This is a genomic window from Agrobacterium sp. CNPSo 2736, assembly GCF_004005385.1.
Taxonomy (GTDB): domain Bacteria; phylum Pseudomonadota; class Alphaproteobacteria; order Rhizobiales; family Rhizobiaceae; genus Agrobacterium; species Agrobacterium leguminum.
The window spans coordinates 104890-123808 of record NZ_RZTX01000008.1; the positions used below are offsets into that span (position 1 = coordinate 104890).

The 18919-nt window shown below is 59.6% G+C and carries 15 protein-coding genes; 2 read left to right on the forward strand and 13 right to left on the reverse strand.

Going from position 1 to position 18919, the window contains the following annotated elements; all coding sequences use genetic code 11:
• Nucleotides 1-64: 64 nt before the first annotated feature.
• The gene (locus EM858_RS15215; RefSeq protein WP_080818943.1) at nt 65-871 is read right to left on the reverse strand and encodes a transporter substrate-binding domain-containing protein; all 807 of its coding nucleotides are present in this window, start codon (nt 869-871) and stop codon (nt 65-67) included.
• Nucleotides 872-1315: 444 nt separating this feature from the next.
• On the opposite strand from EM858_RS15215, the gene EM858_RS15225 reads away from it, so the two are divergent.
• Nucleotides 1316-2353 (forward strand): Ldh family oxidoreductase, encoded by a 1038-nt coding sequence (locus EM858_RS15225; RefSeq protein WP_127757132.1) that lies wholly within the window; start codon nt 1316-1318, stop codon nt 2351-2353.
• A gap of 338 nt (nt 2354-2691) precedes the next feature.
• Here EM858_RS15225 and EM858_RS15230 read toward each other — a convergent pair whose 3' ends face one another.
• The 3 genes from EM858_RS15230 to ftsZ form a co-directional block, all read right to left on the reverse strand.
• On the reverse strand, nt 2692-3657 hold the full coding sequence (locus EM858_RS15230; RefSeq protein WP_003521712.1) for a dihydrodipicolinate synthase family protein: 966 nt from the start codon (nt 3655-3657) through the stop codon (nt 2692-2694).
• 109 nt (nt 3658-3766) lie between these two features.
• Nucleotides 3767-4465, reverse strand: a complete 699-nt coding sequence (locus EM858_RS15235) for a GntR family transcriptional regulator (protein ID WP_031234148.1) — start codon at nt 4463-4465, stop codon at nt 3767-3769.
• A gap of 245 nt (nt 4466-4710) precedes the next feature.
• Complete coding sequence (ftsZ, locus tag EM858_RS15240) at nt 4711-5673, reverse strand: cell division protein FtsZ (RefSeq protein ID WP_003521714.1); 963 nt, start codon at nt 5671-5673, stop codon at nt 4711-4713.
• Between the two features lie 479 nt (nt 5674-6152).
• On the opposite strand from ftsZ, the gene EM858_RS15245 reads away from it, so the two are divergent.
• Entirely contained in the window at nt 6153-6596 is a 444-nt protein-coding gene (locus EM858_RS15245; RefSeq protein WP_080818946.1) for a response regulator, read from the forward strand.
• A 431-nt stretch (nt 6597-7027) separates the two neighbouring features.
• On the opposite strand, the gene EM858_RS15250 is transcribed toward EM858_RS15245, so the two are convergent.
• The 9 genes from EM858_RS15250 to EM858_RS15290 all read right to left on the reverse strand — a co-directional run bounded on the left by EM858_RS15250 (nt 7028) and on the right by EM858_RS15290 (nt 18756).
• Nucleotides 7028-7174 carry a DUF1127 domain-containing protein gene (locus tag EM858_RS15250; protein ID WP_003521716.1) on the reverse strand — a complete coding sequence of 49 codons (147 nt, stop codon included), beginning with the start codon at nt 7172-7174 and terminating at the stop codon, nt 7028-7030.
• A 218-nt stretch (nt 7175-7392) separates the two neighbouring features.
• The gene (locus tag EM858_RS15255; protein ID WP_164865445.1) at nt 7393-7995 is read right to left on the reverse strand and encodes a hypothetical protein; all 603 of its coding nucleotides are present in this window, start codon (nt 7993-7995) and stop codon (nt 7393-7395) included.
• A 137-nt stretch (nt 7996-8132) separates the two neighbouring features.
• The gene (locus EM858_RS15260) at nt 8133-9245 is read right to left on the reverse strand and encodes an ABC transporter permease (RefSeq protein ID WP_170985965.1); all 1113 of its coding nucleotides are present in this window, start codon (nt 9243-9245) and stop codon (nt 8133-8135) included.
• 2 nt (nt 9246-9247) lie between these two features.
• Nucleotides 9248-12016: a ribosome-associated ATPase/putative transporter RbbA gene (gene rbbA, locus EM858_RS15265; protein WP_127757133.1), complete on the reverse strand. Its 2769-nt coding sequence runs from the start codon at nt 12014-12016 to the stop codon at nt 9248-9250.
• 11 nt (nt 12017-12027) lie between these two features.
• Entirely contained in the window at nt 12028-13092 is a 1065-nt protein-coding gene (locus EM858_RS15270; protein ID WP_127757134.1) for an HlyD family efflux transporter periplasmic adaptor subunit, read from the reverse strand.
• A gap of 439 nt (nt 13093-13531) precedes the next feature.
• Complete coding sequence (locus EM858_RS15275) at nt 13532-14905, reverse strand: alpha-glucosidase/alpha-galactosidase (RefSeq protein WP_127757135.1); 1374 nt, start codon at nt 14903-14905, stop codon at nt 13532-13534.
• A gap of 22 nt (nt 14906-14927) precedes the next feature.
• Nucleotides 14928-16598, reverse strand: a complete 1671-nt coding sequence (locus EM858_RS15280) for an ABC transporter ATP-binding protein (RefSeq protein WP_127757136.1) — start codon at nt 16596-16598, stop codon at nt 14928-14930.
• 12 nt (nt 16599-16610) lie between these two features.
• The gene (locus tag EM858_RS15285) at nt 16611-17747 is read right to left on the reverse strand and encodes an ABC transporter permease (RefSeq protein WP_127757137.1); all 1137 of its coding nucleotides are present in this window, start codon (nt 17745-17747) and stop codon (nt 16611-16613) included.
• A gap of 1 nt (nt 17748) precedes the next feature.
• Nucleotides 17749-18756: an ABC transporter permease gene (locus tag EM858_RS15290; protein ID WP_127757138.1), complete on the reverse strand. Its 1008-nt coding sequence runs from the start codon at nt 18754-18756 to the stop codon at nt 17749-17751.
• Between the last annotated feature and the right edge of the window lie 163 nt (nt 18757-18919).

Genomic DNA, 18919 nt, shown 5'->3' on the forward strand with positions numbered 1-18919 from the left:
CCGCCTTTTCAGAAACGATCAACGGCGCGATCATTTTGACCGCGCCGTTTACGAAAAGTCCTGATTAGCGATAAACGCCGTTGACGGTGAGCGAGGGAACTTCGCCGCCAACCCATTTTTCATAGAGTTCGGCGTAACGGCCGGTGCGAACCTGCTGGTTGATGAAGAGGTTCAGGTAGTTGATGAAGCCATACTCGTCACGGTTGGTGAAGAGCGCGACGTAATCGATATCATAGGGCGCCTTGCCGACGACCGAGATACCGGCAAACTTGCCGCCCTTGACGTTGGACTGCGCAACCGTGGAGGTGGAAACGGTGGCGTCGATCTGGCCCTGGCTCAGCGCGAGGAAAACGTCGGCCTGCGTCTGATAAGGACGGAACTCGCCGGTTCCCCACTCCTTGACCGACTTTTCAAGCGCGATGGCTTCGAACGTGCCGGCGGTTGCTCCGACCGTCTTGCCCTTCATGTCCTCGAAGGACTTGATGCCCGACTTGTCGTTGGCGGTGACAGCCATTTCGAAAGCGAAGTAAGGCACGGTCATGCCGACCGTCTTGGCGCGCTCCAGCGTATCGGAGGTCGAGGCAACACCGACATCGACGCGGCCCGACATCAGTGCCGGAATACGCTCGGGGAACGGCGTTTCGACGATTTCAGCCGTGACGCCGAGCGCCTTGGCGAGATCGTTGCAATAGTCGACGTCGAAGCCGATCGGGTTGTTGGCGTCATCACGCGCGCCCATGGGCGGGAAGTCGAGCACGACGGCGCAACGCAGCGTACCGGACGAGATGATGTCGTCCAGCTTGTCGGCCTTGGCCGGGGTGATAGCGGAAGTGGCGGCCAAGAGGCCGGCGAAAATGACCGATTTTTTCATTCTTGATTTGCTCCCAGAATTGGTCTGCCGTTGAAGGCGCGGTCACTATTTCCCCATGGAAGCGATAAATCAACATAAAAATACAATGAGTATACAAAAAGAATTTTGTGCGCATGCGAACTGATGAGGTGTCGCGGATGATTAGGCCAGCCGGCGCGCGGCGAGCGGACAAGGTGGGGGAAACATCCAGCATCCCTCATTCCTGTGCTTGTCACAGGAATCTAGCCGGCCCAAGTCTTTAGGCTGAAAGAGGCTTTCCGACGCGCAGACGCGCGTCGACTGGATTCCTGTGACAAGTACAGGAATGAGAGCTTTAAGGTATCCTCGTATTTGAGAGGGTGGCCTTCTGCTCTGACTGAGCTTCATCGAAAAGACACGTTGCAATACTCACACCTTTGTATACTTTATGTATTCAAAATGTGCGAGCCCTATCGGAGGACTATGATGAGCGACACGACCACCTTGACCATTGAGGCACTTTTCCAGCGGGTCGAGTCGATTTTTTTGAGGGCCGGGCTGAATGATGTACAGTCGGGCGCATTGGCGCGCGTCATTACTGCCGGTGAGCGGGACGCCTGCAAGTCCCACGGCATCTACCGTATCGAAGGCGCGCTCCGCACCGTCAAGGCCGGCAAGGTGAAGCCCGATGCGATACCTGAAGTGGCTAAAGACGACGGCACGGCCATCGTCAAGGTCAATGCCCATGGCGGCTTCGCCAACCCCGCCTTCGAACTTGGTCTGCCGGTTCTGGTGGAGCGGGCGAGACGCTCGGGCATCGCAGCGCTCGTCGTCAATGACTGCACGCATTTCTCGGCGCTCTGGCCGGAAGTCGAAGGGCTGACCGAAAACGGTCTCGCCGGGCTGGTCATGTGCCCGAGCTATTCCACCGTCGCGCCCACCGGCGGAACCAAGCCTCTGCTTGGCACCAACCCCTTCGCCTTCGGCTGGCCGCGCAAGGGCACCTCCCCTTATGTCTTCGATTTCGCGACGTCGGTTGCGGCCCGCGGTGAAATCGAACTGCACCGGCGGGCCGGAAAGCCCCTGCCTGAAGGCTGGGCTCTGGATGCCAACGGCAAGCCGACGACCGACCCGGAGGCGGCCCTTGCCGGTTCCATGCTGCCCTTTGGCGGCCACAAGGGATCGGCCATCGGCACCATGATCGAGCTTCTCGCCGGCATCATGATCGGCGATCTCACCAGCCCCGAAGCGCTCGAATTTCTCGGCACCACCACGCTTGCGCCAACCCATGGAGAATTGATCGTCGCCTTTTCACCCGAAGCTTTCGCCAAGGGCCGTCCGGGCGACCCTTTCCTGCGCGCCGAAGTGCTGTTCGACGCTATCATCGGCCAAGGCGCCCGCCTGCCCTCCGGTCGCCGTTTTGCGGCCCGCGCCAAATCCGCAAGCGAAGGCATCACGCTTACCGCCGCCGAAATGGCCGGGCTCGACCGGCTGCTGGAAAAGGGGCTGGACGCGGTTTCCTGACCGTGTCGGAGAACAATATACATAAGGCCCGCGGCCGGTGCAGAGTTGACGGCGGAATCCGCAAACCTCTCCTCCGTCATCCTCGGGCCTGTCCCGAGGATCTGCAACGTATTGATTTTATTCACCGTGATTAGATCCTCGGCACAAGGCCGAGGATGACGCCGAGAGAATATCCACTCTTCATCACCAGCATCGTGGGGATTGTAGCCGGCAGAAAATTTAAACCGGACAGCCGTGGGACAAGTCCGGAGATGACGTCGAAGCCAAGAAACGCTCAAACGTCATCACATGCAAAAAAGGCCCGCAATTGCGGGCCTTTTTTTCACACCAGCAATATCTCAGGCAGCCTTGCAGGCCTGCACAGCGCCCGGAAGCTTGCTCCAGTCGGCATACCAGCTGTTGAACAGCTTGAACTGCGCCTCGACATAACCGCGCTGGCTGTCGGTCAGGGCGTCGGTTTCGTTGAAGTGCAGCGTGTATTCCTTGTCGCCCTTCAGCACCATCATGTGCTTGAAATAGAGAACCAGATCCGGGCCTTCATCGAAGGACGAGAGAACGGCGAGCGCCTGTTCCAGCTCCAGCGCGCGGGCGCGGGCGTCCGCATCACCCTTGGCGGCGGCCTGCGACAGCTTGCAGAGGTGAATGACTTCCTTCGGCAGGACATTGCCGATGCCGGTGATGGCGCCGGTGGCGCCGCAATTGACGAAGCCGTGGAAGACGGCGGTGTCGACGCCGATCATCAGGGTCACGTCGTCATCGCGGCTAGTGATGTTCTCGGCCGCATAACGCATATCCGCCGGGCCGCCGAATTCCTTGAAGCCGACGAGGTTCTTGTGCTCGGCGCGCAGCGCGAAGAAGAGATCGGCGCGGGTGGCGAAGCCGTAATAGGGGCTGTTGTAGATGACGGCCGGGATTTCCGGTGCAGCCGAGAGGATGGCCTTGAAATGCGCCTTCTGGGCGGCGATGACCGAACCGCGCGACAGGACGCGCGGAATGACCATCAGGCCCTTGGCGCCAACCTTCTGGGCGTGGGCTGCATGGGCAACGGCAGATGCCGTGTTGACCGCGCCGGTGCCGACGATGACCGGAATACCGGCTTTCACCAGGCGCTCCACGCCTTCCATGCGCTGCTCGTCCGTCAGGAGCGGCCAGTCGCCCATGGAACCGCAATAAACAACGGCCGACATGCCATCGGCGATCAGTTCCTTGCCCTTGCGAACAAGCGCATCGAAATCGGGGGTGCGATCATCCTTGCAGGGGGTCATCAAGGCGGGAATCACGCCGGAAAAAATGCTGGCCGTCATTTCAAGCTCCTAAGGGACATGTTTTTCAGGAATGGACGCACCTCCGCGCCACCCTTTCGACAAGGATATTACAATCTTGTATTTTATTTGTCGACAAGAAATCGACAAGCTACAGATTTATTTCCAGACGCTCGTTTCGCACCAGCAGCTTCTGCACCTGCCGCACGATCTGCTCGGCATGCTCGCGGGCCAGTTTCTCGGAAAGAACGGTATCACGCGCAGCAATCGCCGCGATGATCTCATCATGATCGTCAACGAAGCGCTTCGGAAGCCGATCGTCATAGGACTGATAATAAAGCCGGAGGATGCGTCGTCCCTCATCCAGCAGCCGCTTGAACAAGCTGGTAAAATAGGGGTTGCGTCCGGCTTCGGCGATGGAAAGGTGAAGTGCGGCATTGGTGGAGATCATTGCCAGCGCATCCTGCTCCTCCACCGCAATGGCGAATTCCGCATTGTGGGCGCGAATGCCGGCCAGATCTTCCGGACGGTGATATTGCGCGGCAAGCTGCGTCGTTACCCGATACATCAACACCAGCGCATCGAAATAGGTGTGCATGTTGAGGAAATCGATATTCGACACCATGGTCGAACGGTTCGGCAACGTATCGATCAGCCCCTCGCCCGAAAGCCGCACCAGCGCCTCGCGGATCGGCGTGCGCGACATCTTGAACCTTTCGGCAAGCTGCACCTCATCGATGGGGCTGCCCGGCGGCAGAACCAGATCGAGAATCTCGTCGCGCAGCAGATCATAGACCATCTTCACGCCGGAGCCGCGCTTGCGCTCGGCAGAAGCAATTATATCCGTCATCACCAAATCCCTCTTGTCGACATAAAGAGTACTATTATATTTTTTCGCAATCAACGACGCGTTGCAGCGCTGCCGCCCCGAATGGCGGAATAATTGTTCAAAAACAACAAAAAGCCGTCGCGAAAATTACCCGCGACGGCTTTTGATCATTCAGTTTGTGGCGTGTACGCTGTTTATGGGGCATCGCCGACTAAAGAAGGCGATTTAACCAAGGATTGAGGAGCACGCCGCGCCTCAAACCAGCATCAATTGCGCAGGCCGGTGGCAACGACGGAAATCTTGAAAGCGCCGTCCAGCGTCGGGTCGAAGGAAGCGCCCATCACCACATCGGTTTCCTCGCTGACCGCCTCGCGCACCAGCGTCATTGCCTCATCGATCTCGTAAAGCGTCAGGTCGTTGCCGCCGGAAATGGAAACCAATGCGCCGCGCGCTTCCTTCAGCGACGGTTCTCCGAGCAGCGGGTTGGCGATGGCTGCGGCCGCCGCTTCCGAGGCGCGCTTTTCGCCCTTGGCCTGCGCCGTGCCCATCAGCGCCCGGCCGCCATTCTTCATGACATAGCGCACATCGGCGAAATCGAGATTGACCAGGCCTTCGCGCAGGATGAGATCGGTGATGCAGCGCACGCCAAGCGACAGAACCTTGTCCGCCGTTTTCAGCGCATTTTCGAAGGTCGTGCCGGCATCGGCAATGCGCAGCAGGTTCTGGTTGGGGATGACGATGACGGTATCGGCCGTGTTGAGCAGGTTGGCGAAGCCGTATTCGGCGGCCCGCATGCGGCGCGCGCCCTCGAAGCTGAAGGGAAGCGTGACGACACCGACGGTGAGGATGTTCTTCGCCCGGCAGGCTTCGGCAATGACGGGGGCAGCGCCCGTGCCGGTGCCGCCGCCCATGCCGGCGGTGATGAAACACATGTCGTAGCCGCTCAGGTGATCCATGATCTCATCGAGGGAATCGATCGCCGCCTGCCGGCCAACCTCGGGATCAGCGCCCGCCCCAAGCCCGCCGGTCAGTTCGGAGCTGAGCTGCACGAGCCGCGGCGCGTTGGTCTTCTTCAGCGCCTGCGCATCCGTATTGGCGGCGATGAAATCGACGCCGCCGATGCCCTCGGCAATCATGTTGTTGATCGCGTTGCCGCCACCGCCACCGACGCCGACGACGGCGATATTGGGCGTGTTGCGGGCAATGGTGGCGCGCGGAGACTGGGTCATCGTCTTATTCTCTTTCTAAACTCATAGGGTCCCGCGCCGTTTTTTTGACCGCGGCACGCGAATGATCGGCAAGGTTCCAGCGCTTCCTCCCAGATGGGAAAGAGGCTGTAACGCTTTGAATTTTCATGCCGGCCTTTCACCCGATAATGGCGAAAGAACGGTGTTCCAGGGGGCGAAAGATGCTCCACGGCGACGTTCTCCGACCCCTTCCCCGGATGAAAACCGAACCGAATCAACTGCTTCGCTCTTGAAAGGTGATAGCCGAAAAGGCACACCGTTTACACTCCATTCACTATGTTTATCTCACTTTGGAACGAGTTACGCCGAGAAGTGTTTGCTTGCCGACCGCGCTGGAGCGGCGGGAGATGAAACGGAACCGGCCCTCCCCGCTCCAGGTTTAGTGGATGCATCGGAGACCCGAAAACTGCGTTGCACTTTTCGGTCCGATGCTCTGGAGCACACAGAATGGAGACAGGCATATGTTGGCAGACGTCTTGCAGAACGAACCGGGTTTCCGCACGGAACAGCCGCGTGTGCTGATCGTGGAAGACGAATTCCTCATCGCCATGGATATAGAGGATTCCATTTTGCAGGCGGAAGAAGAGGCGGATGTCATCGGCATCGCCAACCGGCTGGAAGATGCCGTGGCGCTTGGCAGCCGTGCCGATATCGCCTTTGTCGACGTCAATCTTGCCGACGGACAGACCGGCCCGGAGATCGGACGGCGGCTTTCCGAAGATCATGGCGTGGTGGTGATCTTCATGACGGCAAACCCCGAAGTCGTCGTCAACCTCGGCATCGGCGCCGGCGTGATCGCCAAGCCCGTGCCGCAGGACGCCGTGGAGCAGTGCCTTGCCTACGCCCTTGCCAGACGCGCAGGCACCCATGCCGTGACGCCCATCGGCATGATGGCTTTCGACTGAGATATTCCTGAAGACAAAGGAAGATGCTGAAAACAAAAAAGCCTGCCGCGGGAGGAGGTGCGGCAGGCTTTTTGAAAAGATGAACAGCGATATGGGAGGAGGAAAACCGCTGTCCCCGGGGCAATCCTTTGGGAGGAGGAGTAGGATCACCCGCATTACCAAAAGGATGTGGGAGGAGGTACATCCCTTTCGATGATTGGAAGATAGCATTTTTCTGCGTATTTGACAGGCACAAGCTTGCAGCACAGATATGCATTCACTGCATGGCGATATTCATCGCGCGACATCGGGAAAACCCCACCCTTCGGCTCCGACTTCCACGTCGCCGGATTATCCCGCGGATATTCGCGGTAAAAGCATCCCATATCCCCAAAACAAAAACGCCCGCGGAGCGGGCGTTTGGGCATTCAAAAGCGGCGATATCGCCTTGATTACCTGCCAACGGCGGCGCGGGCGACGCTGGTGATCTGGCTGCGATCGATACCGAGATCGTGCAGTTCACGGGTGCTCATACGGCCGAGTTCGTTGATGGTCTGACGGTATTTGCGCCAGTTATTGAAGCTGCGTGCTACGTTCATGACATTACCCTTTCTGAGGTTTAGGTGACGTCAGTAACGTTTTCGCTCCGGCGTCCTTTGATGCCCCCTATATGCGCTTTTCGATGACGAATTAACAGGCAGAATAAGGCAATCCACCCATGCGCCAGACGCAAGGGTTCCCCATGACGGTTTGCGACGAAAAAGAAACGTGACTAAAATTCAGACGGTTCGCCGGGCTTGGAACCGCCCCCCGCCGCTCAGAACTTGTAGCGGACGCCGAATACGTTGGCGTTTGTGGCGCCTTTCATGTTGCCCAGTGTTTTGCCACCGCCGGAACGGTGGTGAAGACGCCAGAAGAATTCCGTCGAGGAATCCTCGCTGAAGGACACGTTGATTTCCGGTCCCAGATAAAACAGGACATTGGCATTGCCGTCGTCCTTGATTTCCTGTTCCCGCTCGCGGCCCGGCTGCGCATCCGTGACGAGGCTGAGGCCGGCGGTAAAGCTTGGCGTGATGAACAGCCGTTCTCCGAGCCTGATCTGCTCGTAACGCGCGACCGGACCCGCCCAGACTTCACCGGTAAAGCCCTTACCAAATCTGGCGGCGACGCCGATTTCGCCGCCGAGTTTCACGTTGCCGATGTGGTAGGGGTAGAACTGATAGCCGCCGCCCAGAATGGCATTGCGCTCATATTCCACCGGAATGAGGGCCGTACTTTTCAGCATGTCCTCTTTCGTCAGGGCGCCGCCGAAACCGAATATCGCTTCGCTCGTTTCCGACGTCATATCTTCTGACGCAAGAGAGGGCGTTGCCGCCAGTGCGATCATGGCTGCCAGTGACAGACGTGCTGCAATATTCATTTTGCTACTCCTGAACAAAGCCCGCTTACCCAGCCGTCCTCATAGGCATATTCACGGAAGGCGAAAATACCGTTACCGAACACAATTTATTCAACTTGCGCGGAAATAGGCGAAATAAGCGCACGATCCCGCTGCTGTCAGCGCAGGAACCGCCTGAAACGGCGAAGCGCGAAAACGAAAAGCGCGGAGCCGATGGCCAGCAGCGCCAGCAATTGCGGCCAGACGACATCCAGCCCCGCCCCCCTGAAAAGCACCGATTGCGCCAGTATGACGAAATGGGTGTTGGGTGCGAGAAGCATGATGTACTGGATGATATCAGGCATGCTTTCACGCGGCGTCATGGCGCCGGAGAGCACCTGCAACGGCAGCAGGAACAGGATCAGCAGCATGCCGAATTGCGGCATGGAACCGGCCACCGTCGCAAGAAAGATGCCCATCGACGTCATGGCGAAGAGCTGCAACGCCGTTCCGAGCAGGAAGAGCAAAAGCGAGCCTTCGATTGGAATGGCGAGCAGGCCCCTGACGACGACAAACAGCGAAAAAGCAGACGCCACCAGCACGACAAGGCCCATGGACCAGACCTTGCTGAGCATGATTTCCAGCGGCGTGACCGGCATGACCAGCAGATGCTCGACCGTGCCATGCTCGCGCTCGCGAATGAGCGCCGCCCCCGTCAGCACGATCGACAGCATGGTGATGGCGGTGATGATGTTGTTGATCGACCCGAACCACGACTTGTCCAGTTCCGGGTTGAAACGAGATCGCAGGGTAAGGTCCACCGGCACCGAAGTCGCACCGCGATAACGGTTGATATATTCCTGAACTTCGCTCGTCACGATGCTCTGCACATAACCGCCGCCACTGAAAGCCTGGCTCATGCGGGTGGCGTCGATATTGAGCTGGATGGCCGGCTGCTGCCCGGCCATCAGCCGGCGCTGGAAATCCGGCGGGATGTTGAGCGCGAAGGTATCGAGGCCCGCATCCATGCGCTTGTCCATTTCAGCGATGGAAATCTGCTTCGGCGGGGAGAAATAGGGCGGATAAAAAGCCGTGCTGATGCGCCCGGAAAGCGGCGACTGATCTTCGTCGACGATGGCGATGGCGGCATTGTTCAGCGTCTCCGGCAGCGCGCTGGAGCCGGTATAGATCTGCAGCGTGAAGGCGTAGACGATGAGCAGCAGCAACATGCCGTCGCGCGCGAGGCCGCGCAGTTCCTTGATGCCGAGCTGGAAGATGTTGGACGAAAACAGCTTCATGACGCCTGTTTCCTCAAAAGTGCGGCGCCGGCAATGAGAAGCAGCGGAATGGCGATGAGAAGCGGCAGGAACGAGCCGGAGAGCCCGGCGAAATCCAGCCCCTTGGAGAAGGTGCCGCGCGAAATGGTCATGAAATAGGTGGCGGGATAAATGTTGCCGATAAAGGCGCCCGCCCCCTGCAGCGACGAAACGGGATCGATCATGCCCGAATATTGCGTTGCCGGAATGAGCGTCAGCAAAGCCGTGCCGAAGATCGCCGCGATCTGGCTCTTCATGAAGGACGACATGAGAAGGCCGACGGAGGTGGCGATGATGACATAGAGCAGCGCTCCCGTCGCATAGGCGAAATAACTTCCGGTGAAGGGCACCTGGAAGATGAAGATGGCGAAGGCCGTCAGAAGCAGGAAATTGAGCATGCCGAGGGCGACATAAGGAAGCTGCTTGCCGATCAGGAATTCCAGCCGCGTGGTCGGCGTCACGTAAAGATTGACGATGGAGCCGAGTTCCTTTTCCCTGACGACGCTGAGCGCCGCCAGCATGGCGGGAATGAGCATGAGCAGCAGCGGAATGACCGCCGGCACCATGGCGACGAGGCTCTTGACGTCCGGATTGTATCGATAGCGCGTTTCGATGCTGAATGTGCTCTGCGTCGCCGCGCTGCCGTAAATCTCGGCCGCCTTGCGCGCCAGCCATGTCTGGTGCATGCCCTGCACGTATCCGCGAACTGTCTCGGCCCGCTGCGGCATGGCGCCGTCGATCCACGCGCCCACCTCTACCGTCTTGCCGCGCAACACGTCGCGGCCGAAACCGGGGGGAATTTCAATGGCGAGGCTCAGTTCCCCGTCACGCATCCGCCGATCCATATCGGCATAATCGCGGATCGGTTCCTTCTCGATGAAATAACGGGAGCCGGCAATGTCGAGCACGTAATCGCGGCTGATGGTGGAATCGTCACGGTCCAGCACCGCGAAGGTCAGGTCCTCGACATCGAGATTGATACCGTATCCAATAACGAACATCAGGATGACGCTGCCGAGCACCGCCAGCGTGCCGCGAATGGGATCGCGCTGTAGTTCCAGCGCCTCGCGGCGGGTATAGCTGAACATGCGCCTGAAATCGAAAAACCGCTTACGATTGGGTGCAGCATGTTGCGTCGCCGGCACCTGCGCTGTCGCGACGGGCGCTGCCGCAGGCTCCGCCTTCTTGACGCCCGAAGCATCCTCGAGATAGGCGACGAAAGCCTCTTCGAGGGTTGCGGCATTGCGGCTTTTGGTAATCGCGTCAGGCGTATCGCTGATCAGCACCTTGCCGGCATGCATCAGCGAAATCCGGTCGCAGCGCTCCGCCTCGTTCATGAAATGTGTAGAGATGAAGATGGTGACATTGTCGTTGCGCGAGAGATCGGCAAGGATTTGCCAGAACCCGTCGCGCGCCACCGGGTCGACACCGGAGGTCGGCTCATCGAGGATGAGAATATCAGGCGAATGGATCATCGCCACCGCCAGCGACAGCCTCTGCCGGATGCCGAGCGGCAGGTCGTCCGGCAGGGTCTCCATGACCGCGCCGAGGTCGAAACGCTCGGCCATTTCGGCGATACGCGGTTGAATGCTCTCTTCCGGCAGCTTGAACAAGCGGGCGTGAAGATCGAGGTTCTGGCGCACCGTCAGCTCGGAATAGAGCGAGAAGGCCTGGCTCATATAGCCGACGCGGTGACGGATCGCCATGTCGCTGGCATCCACCTTGTGCCCGAAAAGCTTGGCCTCGCCTTCGCTGGCGGCCAGAAGCCCCGTCAGCATCTTCATGGTGGTTGATTTTCCGCAGCCGTTCGAGCCGAGAAAGCCGAAAATCTCACCGCGCGGAATCTTGAAGCTGACATTGTCGACGGCGGTAAAATCGCCGAAGCGCATGCTGAGATGCGACGCCTCGATGGCATAGTCGCTCTCACCGGTCACCTTTCGCGGCGCGATATGGACTTCGTGGTAACCCTTGCGCTTCTCTTCAGGAAGAAGCGCGATGAAGGCTGCATCGAGATTGGGTGCGGAGGTGCGCTTAAGAAGTTCGGCAGGCGAGCCGGTGGCTAAAATCTTGCCGCCATCCATGGCGACCAGCCAGTCGAAACCGGCGGCCTCTTCCATATAGGCCGTGGCGACGATGACGCTCATGCCCGGACGCCCGGCCCGGATGGAATCGATCAGCTCCCAGAATTGCCGGCGCGACAATGGGTCGACGCCGGTGGTCGGTTCATCGAGAATGAGCAGGTCGGGATCGTGGATAAGCGCGCAGCAGAGCCCGAGTTTCTGCTTCATGCCGCCGGAAAGCTTCATCGCGGGGCGGTCGGCGAATGGCTCGAGGCCGGTGCTCTTCAGCAATTCGGCGATGCGCGCCTGCCGCTCCCTGCCGCCCTGCCCGAACAGCCTGCCGAAAAAGTCGATATTTTCGAAGACGGACAGGGTGGGATAAAGGTTCTTGCCAAGACCCTGCGGCATATAGGCGATACGCGGGCAGGTATCTTCGCGGTGGCGCGGATCGGACATGTCCCCGCCCAGAACCTCCACCCTGCCTTTCTGGATGGCGCGCGCGCCGGAGACGAGCGATAACAGGCTCGATTTGCCGACACCGTCAGGCCCGATAAGCCCGATCATCCGCCCGGCGGGGATATCGACCGATATGTCGGCCAGCGCTATGGTGGTTCCAAAAGTCAACCGCACATCGGCCAATCGCGCGATCGGTGCATGCCTGTCATTCGTTGCGGGAGGCGCGACCATGGTGGCCACCGTCACTTGACGAGATTGCGTTCGAGGTTTTCCGGCCAGGCGGCCTGCGGATCAAGCCGGACATAGGCCATGCCGGGCAGCCCGGTTTTGACATACTGGATATATTTCTGCAGCAGCTCCTGCGGGATTTGCGCCCTCACCCGGAATGTCAGCTTCTGGCGTTCCTCTTCGGTTTCAACCGTTTTCGGCGTGAACTGCGCGACATCGGCGACGAAGGAAACCTTCGCCGGAATGGTATATTGCGGGGCGGCATCCAGTATCAGGCGAACGTCCGATCCCATGGATGTGCGACCGGCCTCGGCCGTCGGCAGGAAGAACGTCATATAGACATCGCCGAGATCGACCAGGTTCAGAACCCGTCCACCAGCCGACAGCACCTCACCCGGCTGGGCGATACGATATTGCACGCGGCCGTCGCGGGGCGATTTCAGCGTCGCATCGGCGATGTCAGTCTCGATGCTTTCTATATCGGCCTGCGCGGCATCCACCGCCGCCTCGGCATCGACGATCTGCGCCTTGGCGGCGTTGATTGCGGCATCGGAGGCGGCAAGCGAAGCCTCAGCGGAGGCGAGCGTGGCGCGGGCGGACTGCTCGGCGGCCTCACTGTCATCGACGATCTGCTGCGAGACGGCGTTGCCGGTCAGCAGCTGTTTCGAGCGCGCATAGGTCTTGGAGGCGGAATCGAGCTGGGCCTTGCGCTGTTCCACCACCGCCAGCGCCGAGGTCTTTTCGGCCTCCCGTTGGGCGACAAGGCTGTTGGCCGTATCGATTGCTATTTTCGCGCGGCGAAACTGTGCTTCCGCCTGACGCTTCCTCGCCTCCAGTTGCGCCGTATCCATCTGGGCAAGCACCTGCCCGGCCTTCACGAAATCACCCTCACGCACCATGATGTCCTGAAGACGACCGGCGGTCTTGGTGGAAATATCGATTTCGACGGCCTCGATCCGGCCGTTGCTGGCCACGAAACCGGCGGGAAGTCCCTCACCCTTCAGCTTCGACCAGGAGAAATAGGCGACACCGGCAATAACCAGAATCACCAGACCAACGAGCAAGCCTTTTTTAGACATCCGTCTTCCCCATGAACCCTTCGAATTTCAACCCTAATACGATGAAACCGAAGAAGCCAGCCACCATTGCGTTTAGTATTCGCCCCCAACATTTCTCCTCTTTAAGAGGGGATAGATCGAGTCAGGGGCTGTTTAGACGTCGAGGTGTTTTGTAGCCTTGACACAAGTCAAATGCTTTAAGGGTTTCAGACATACGCCTAAACCGGCTGATGATGGCAGGCCTCAGGGGTTGCAAAGCTCTATGAAACGGCCGCGTTTGGCAAAGCCGCATCATCCGCACCCCGTCACCCCGGACCTGATCCGGGGTCCAGCGCGATCAAGTCCTTGATCGCGGAAGAGTCCTCTCACGGCGCAGACGCGCCGTGGCTGGATGCCGGATCTAGTCCGGCATGACGGAGGAGAGGGCCTGTACCTTAATATTTGTCGTAGCAACCGCGCCTTACACCGCCCGCGCCCGCTTCACCTCCACCTGCGTCCATTCCGGCAGCCAGTCGCGATGGGCCAGTAGCAGATCGTCCACCAGCGACCAGATCTGGTCGAGATCCAGTTCCGCCGCCGTGTGCGGGTCCATCATCGCCGCATGGAAGATGTGCTCGCGGTTTTCGCTCATCAGCGCCCGCACCGTCAGCTCCTGCACATTGATGTTGGTGCGCATCAGGGCGGTGAGCTGCGGCGGCAATTCGCCGATGAAGGTGGGCTGCACGCCGTTATGATCGACCAGACAGGGCACTTCCGCCGCGCAATCCGATGGCAGCGAGGTGATGCAGCCATTGTTGCGCTGGTTGCCGTAGATAACCGAAGGCTCGCCGGTCCAGACCGAGTTGATGATGGAGGAGGCATATTCCTTGGATGGCTTGACCTCGATCTTCTCGGCCGAACGATAGGCCGCCGCCTGCTCCTTCCAGCGCTCGATCTGCTCGATGCAGCGCTTCGGATATTCATCGAGCGGGATACCGAATTTCTCGATCAGATCCTCGCGCCCTTCCTTGATGAAATAGGGCGTATATTCGGCGAAATGCTCGGAACTCTCGGTGACGAAATAACCGAGGCGCGTCAGCATCTCGTAACGCACCTTGTTGGGGCAACGCGGGTTCCAGCCGGGTTTGGGCGCACGGCCTTCGCGGTAGGCGCGCACGAGGTCGGGATAAAGGTTCTTGTAGCTGCCATCGGTCTGGCGGTGTTCGAACTCCAGGAAGAACGCCATATGGTTGATGCCGGCCGAACGGTAGCGGATTTCCTCATATGGAATATCGAGATCGTGGGCGAGTTCCATGGCCGTGCCCTGCACGGAATGGCAAAGGCCGACCTGCCGGATCGTCGGATATTTTTCCGCGATCGCCCAGGTATTGATCGCCATGGGGTTCACATATTGCAGCATGATCGCATTCGGGCAGACGGCCAGCATATCCTCGCAAATCTTCCAGAGGTGCGGCACGGTCCGCAGGCCGCGCATGATGCCGCCGACGCCGAGCGTATCGGCGATGGTCTGACGCAGGCCATATTTGCGCGGCACCTCGAAATCGGTGACCGTGCAGGGCTCATAACCGCCGATCTGGAAGGCCACGACAACGAAATCCGCGCCGGCGAGCGCCTTTTTCTGGTCCGTATAGGTCTCGGCTTTCGCCTTCGCCCCAAGCGTCGAAATCAGCTTGTTGACGACGATGGCGCTTTCTTCCAGCCTCTCGCGATTGATATCCATCAGCGCGATGGTGGCGCCCGAAAGCGCCGGACGCTGCAGCACGTCGCCAATGATGTTCTTCATGAACACCGTGGAGCCTGCGCCGATGAATGTGATCTTGGGATCTCTTGCCATGTCTACCTCCAGCATTGGGAATTCAAGCGATTTCGAAGGCGGCCCGTACAAGCCGCTGGGTATATTCGGTTTTCGGATTTGTCAGCACATCCTCGACAGGCCCTTGCTCAACGATCTGCCCGCGCTGCATGACGATGACGCGGTGGCAGAGCGCGCGGACCACTTTCAGGTCGTGTGAGATGAACAGGTAGCTCAGGCCCCGCTCATCCTGCAGCTTGCGCAGGAGATCGATGATCTGCGCCTGCACGGAAAGATCGAGCGCCGAGGTTGGCTCGTCGAGCAGGATGAATTCCGGCTCCAGCGCCACCGCACGGGCAATGGCGATACGCTGGCGCTGGCCGCCGGAGAATTCATGCGGGAAACGTGAGAGGATATTGCCGGGCATGCCCGCCGCCTCCAGCGCGTCGCGCACCCGGTCCAGCCTTTCGGCCTTGGTTCTGCCCAGCCCATTGACGACAAGACCTTCCTCGATGATCTGGCCGATGGTCATACGCGGATTGAGCGAGGCGAAAGGGTCCTGAAAGACGATCTGCATACGCGAACGCAAAGGCCGCATTTCGGCGCGGGAGCGGCCATCGACCCTCTCGCCATCAAAGATCACCTCGCCGGCCACCGGCTCGTTCAGCCGCAGCAATGATTGGCCGAAGGTCGTCTTGCCGGAACCGGATTCACCGACGAGCCCAAGCGTCTCGTGCCGATTGAGGGTAAGCCCCAGACTGTCGACGGCGATCAGTTCCTTCAGCTCCGGTTTGAACAGCCCGCCGTAACGCATCATGAAAGAGACGCGCACGCCGCTTGCCGTCAGCAGCACGCCGGAATTTTCCGGCAGCGGCTTTGCCGTGCCATGCGGTTCGGAGGCAAGCAGCTTTTTGGTATAGGGGTGCTGCGGCGCTTCGAAGAGCTTTTCCGTAGTGTTGTGTTCGCGCATCTCGCCATGCTGCATGACATAGACGTAATCGGAAAACTGCTTCACGATCGTCAGGTCATGGGTGATGAGAACCACGGCCATGCCGCGCTTCTTCTGCAGGTCGCGGATGAGGTTGAGGATTTGCGCCTGCACCGTCACATCGAGCGCGGTCGTCGGCTCATCGGCAATAAGCACATCCGGATCGTTGGAGAGCGCCATGGCGATCATGACACGCTGCCGCTGGCCGCCGGACAGCTGATGCGGATATTGCTTCAACCGCGCTTCCGGCTCCGGTATCTGCACCTGCCGCAGAAGATCGAGCGCCCTCGCCTCGGCCTCTTTTCGGCTCAGTTTCGAATGGACACGGATCGCCTCGACGATCTGGCTGCCGATCGTATAGATCGGGTTCAATGAACTTATCGGCTCCTGAAAGATCATCGAGATGCGGTTTCCGCGCAGCGCCCGCCGCTGGCGGCTCGAAAACTTCAGAATGTCGTCGCCATTGAAACGCACGGTGGCGGATTTCGCAACGGACGCCCGCTTCGTCAAAAGCCCCATGATCGTGCGGGCCGTGACGGATTTTCCCGAACCGGATTCGCCGACGATGGCAATCGTCTCGCCCCGGTAAAGCTGAAAAGAAATGTCCTTCACCGCTTCCACCGTGCCATGTTCCACCTTGAAGGTCACGGCGATGTTGCGCGCATCGATGATGGCGTCGTCGCTTCGGTCATCGGCATCGAAGCGGATGGCGGGCGCGTAAGTGTTGTTCTGTGCAGCAGCAACCATATTACGCTCCTCTCAATAGGGATCGACGGCATCGCGCAGGCCATCGCCCAGCGCGTTGAAGGCGAAGACCGTGACCAGCACGAAACCGACCGGGGCGAGAATCCAGGGATAGGAACCGATGACGGAATAGGTCGCCGTATCCTGCAGCATCAGCCCCCAGGAGATGAGCGGCGGCTTGACCGCAAAGCCGAGGAAACCGAGGAAGGATTCGAGCAGCACGACGCTTGGGATATGCAGCGTGACGGCAACGATCACATGGCTCATCACATTCGGCAGGATATGCTGGAAAATGATGCGCCGGTCAGTGGCACCGACGGCAATCGCCGCCCGCACATAATCGATACGCGCCAGCGCCAGCGTCTTGCCGCGCACCTCTCGCGACATCTGCGCCCAACCGAGCGCCGACATGACGCCGACGACGAAGACGAGGAACACGGTGGTCGGCGCGGTGACCGGAATGAGCGACGTCAGCGCGAGATAGAGCGGCAATTGCGGAAACGCCAGCACCACTTCGACGAAGCGTTGTACCCATGCATCCAGCGGCCCGCCGAAATACCCTGATATCAGGCCGACACTGGTGCCGATGACGGTAACGATGGCGACGACGCTCAAGGCGATGGCAAGCGAGATGCGCGAGCCATAGATGGCGCGCGACAGCACGTCGCGTCCGAACTTGTCGGTTCCGAGAAAATGCACCGGCTGGCCATCGGTCGAGCCGAAGAAGTGACGGCTCATCGGGATAAGGCCCAGCAGCCTGTATTCCGCACCTTTGACGAAGAAGCCGAGATAGACGGGATTGTCGTAATCCGGCCCGACGATGGGCTGGAAGGTGACAGGATCAAGTTCTTCCGTCTCGGCGATGGCATAGACGCGCGGCGCGAGGCTGATATTGCCATCCTTGTCGGTGAAGCGAACCACCTGCGGCGGCGAAAAGCTGCCATGGGTTTCGAGCGGGTTCATCGGCGCGAAGAAATCCGCAAAGATGGCGATCAGGATCAGCAGCGCTACCAGCACCAGCCCGACCATGCCGGTGAAGGAGCGTCTGAGACGCCGCCAGACCAGCGCGAGATAGGTCTCGTTGCCATGGGCGAAACGGTCGGGTTTTGCGGGGGCGGCGGTTTCGGTCTTCATCTCGTCAAACGCCATCATTTCAGGCCCTCCCGAATTCGCGAACGCGCGGGTCGAGCATGGCAAGCAGCATGTCGGCGATGATGTTGCCGACGATCAGCGTGGCGGCCAGCACCATCATGAAGGTCGCGGTGACATAGACATCGCCCACCGCCATGGAGCCGACAATGGCCGGGCCGACGGTCGGCAGCGCGAAGATGATCGCGGTTTCGATCTCGCCGCTCAGCATGTAAGGCAGCACCACGCCCTGATACATGACGAGCGGATGCACCGCGTTCGGAACCGCATGGCGCATGATGACAGCGCCTTCCGAAAGACCCTTGGCGCGCGCCGTCTCGACATATTGCGCATTCAGCGTATCGAGCAGATTGCCGCGCATCACTCGCATATTATAGGCCAGCCCACCGAAGACGGCGATGGCGACCACGGGCCAGACATGGCTGACCAGATCGACAAATTTGCCCCACGACCATGGCGCACCGCCATATTGCGGCGAGAAGAAGCTGCCGATCTCGGACACGTCGAAATGAAACACCATGAGATAGACGAGGATCAGCGCCATCAGGAAACGCGGGATCGTCATACCAAGGAAGGCGATGGTGGAGAGCAGATTGTCGACCCAGGAATATTGCCGTGTGGCCGCCCATATGCCGAAGGCGATACCGAGAACCGATGCAAAGATGTGGCAGACCAGCGCCAGCGCAATGGTGCGCGGCAGGCGTTCGCCAACCACATCGGCGACCGGCTTGTTGTAATAAAAGCTGTAGCCGAAATCGCCGCGCGTGACGATGCCGCCGATCCAGTTGAAATATTGAATGACGAGCGGCTTATCGAGGCCGTGTTCGATGCGGTAGGCCTGCGCCTGCGCTTCCGCCTGTTCGAAGGACGCACCGCCCTGGTTCATCAGCTGCGAGCGGATGTAGTCGGCATAATCGCCGGGCGGCGCCTGAATGATGGCGAAGGTTACCACGCTCAGGATCAACAACACCGGAACGGCGGAGCCTATGCGTATCGTCAGGAATCTCAGCATCGAACGGTTTTCCTCCGTTTGGGCGGGCCGTGATGGATAACGGTTCGCCGGGTGCCTCCGGCCGCGCTTCACGCGCGACCGGTACCGGGTGTTCTCCGGGAGGAGTTCTTCAAGTTTGTCGCATTTCCGGACGTAAAACCGCGACGCACTTTTACTGGAAATG

What these genes read in the sequence shown, in the direction of transcription:
- EM858_RS15250 (WP_003521716.1), bottom strand. Translation starts at nt 7,174, where the DNA reads ATGAACGTAGCACGCAGCTTCAATAACTGGCGCAAATACCGTCAGACC.
- EM858_RS15245 (WP_080818946.1), top strand. Translation starts at nt 6,153, where the DNA reads ATGTTGGCAGACGTCTTGCAGAACGAACCGGGTTTCCGCACGGAACAG.
- EM858_RS15225 (WP_127757132.1), top strand. Translation starts at nt 1,316, where the DNA reads ATGAGCGACACGACCACCTTGACCATTGAGGCACTTTTCCAGCGGGTC.
- rbbA (WP_127757133.1), bottom strand. Translation starts at nt 12,016, where the DNA reads ATGGTCGCGCCTCCCGCAACGAATGACAGGCATGCACCGATCGCGCGA.
- EM858_RS15280 (WP_127757136.1), bottom strand. Translation starts at nt 16,598, where the DNA reads ATGGTTGCTGCTGCACAGAACAACACTTACGCGCCCGCCATCCGCTTC.
- EM858_RS15215 (WP_080818943.1), bottom strand. Translation starts at nt 871, where the DNA reads ATGAAAAAATCGGTCATTTTCGCCGGCCTCTTGGCCGCCACTTCCGCT.
- ftsZ (WP_003521714.1), bottom strand. Translation starts at nt 5,673, where the DNA reads ATGACCCAGTCTCCGCGCGCCACCATTGCCCGCAACACGCCCAATATC.
- EM858_RS15275 (WP_127757135.1), bottom strand. Translation starts at nt 14,905, where the DNA reads ATGGCAAGAGATCCCAAGATCACATTCATCGGCGCAGGCTCCACGGTG.
- EM858_RS15290 (WP_127757138.1), bottom strand. Translation starts at nt 18,756, where the DNA reads ATGCTGAGATTCCTGACGATACGCATAGGCTCCGCCGTTCCGGTGTTG.
- EM858_RS15235 (WP_031234148.1), bottom strand. Translation starts at nt 4,465, where the DNA reads ATGACGGATATAATTGCTTCTGCCGAGCGCAAGCGCGGCTCCGGCGTG.
- EM858_RS15285 (WP_127757137.1), bottom strand. Translation starts at nt 17,747, where the DNA reads ATGATGGCGTTTGACGAGATGAAGACCGAAACCGCCGCCCCCGCAAAA.
- EM858_RS15270 (WP_127757134.1), bottom strand. Translation starts at nt 13,092, where the DNA reads ATGTCTAAAAAAGGCTTGCTCGTTGGTCTGGTGATTCTGGTTATTGCC.
- EM858_RS15230 (WP_003521712.1), bottom strand. Translation starts at nt 3,657, where the DNA reads ATGACGGCCAGCATTTTTTCCGGCGTGATTCCCGCCTTGATGACCCCC.
- EM858_RS15255 (WP_164865445.1), bottom strand. Translation starts at nt 7,995, where the DNA reads ATGAATATTGCAGCACGTCTGTCACTGGCAGCCATGATCGCACTGGCG.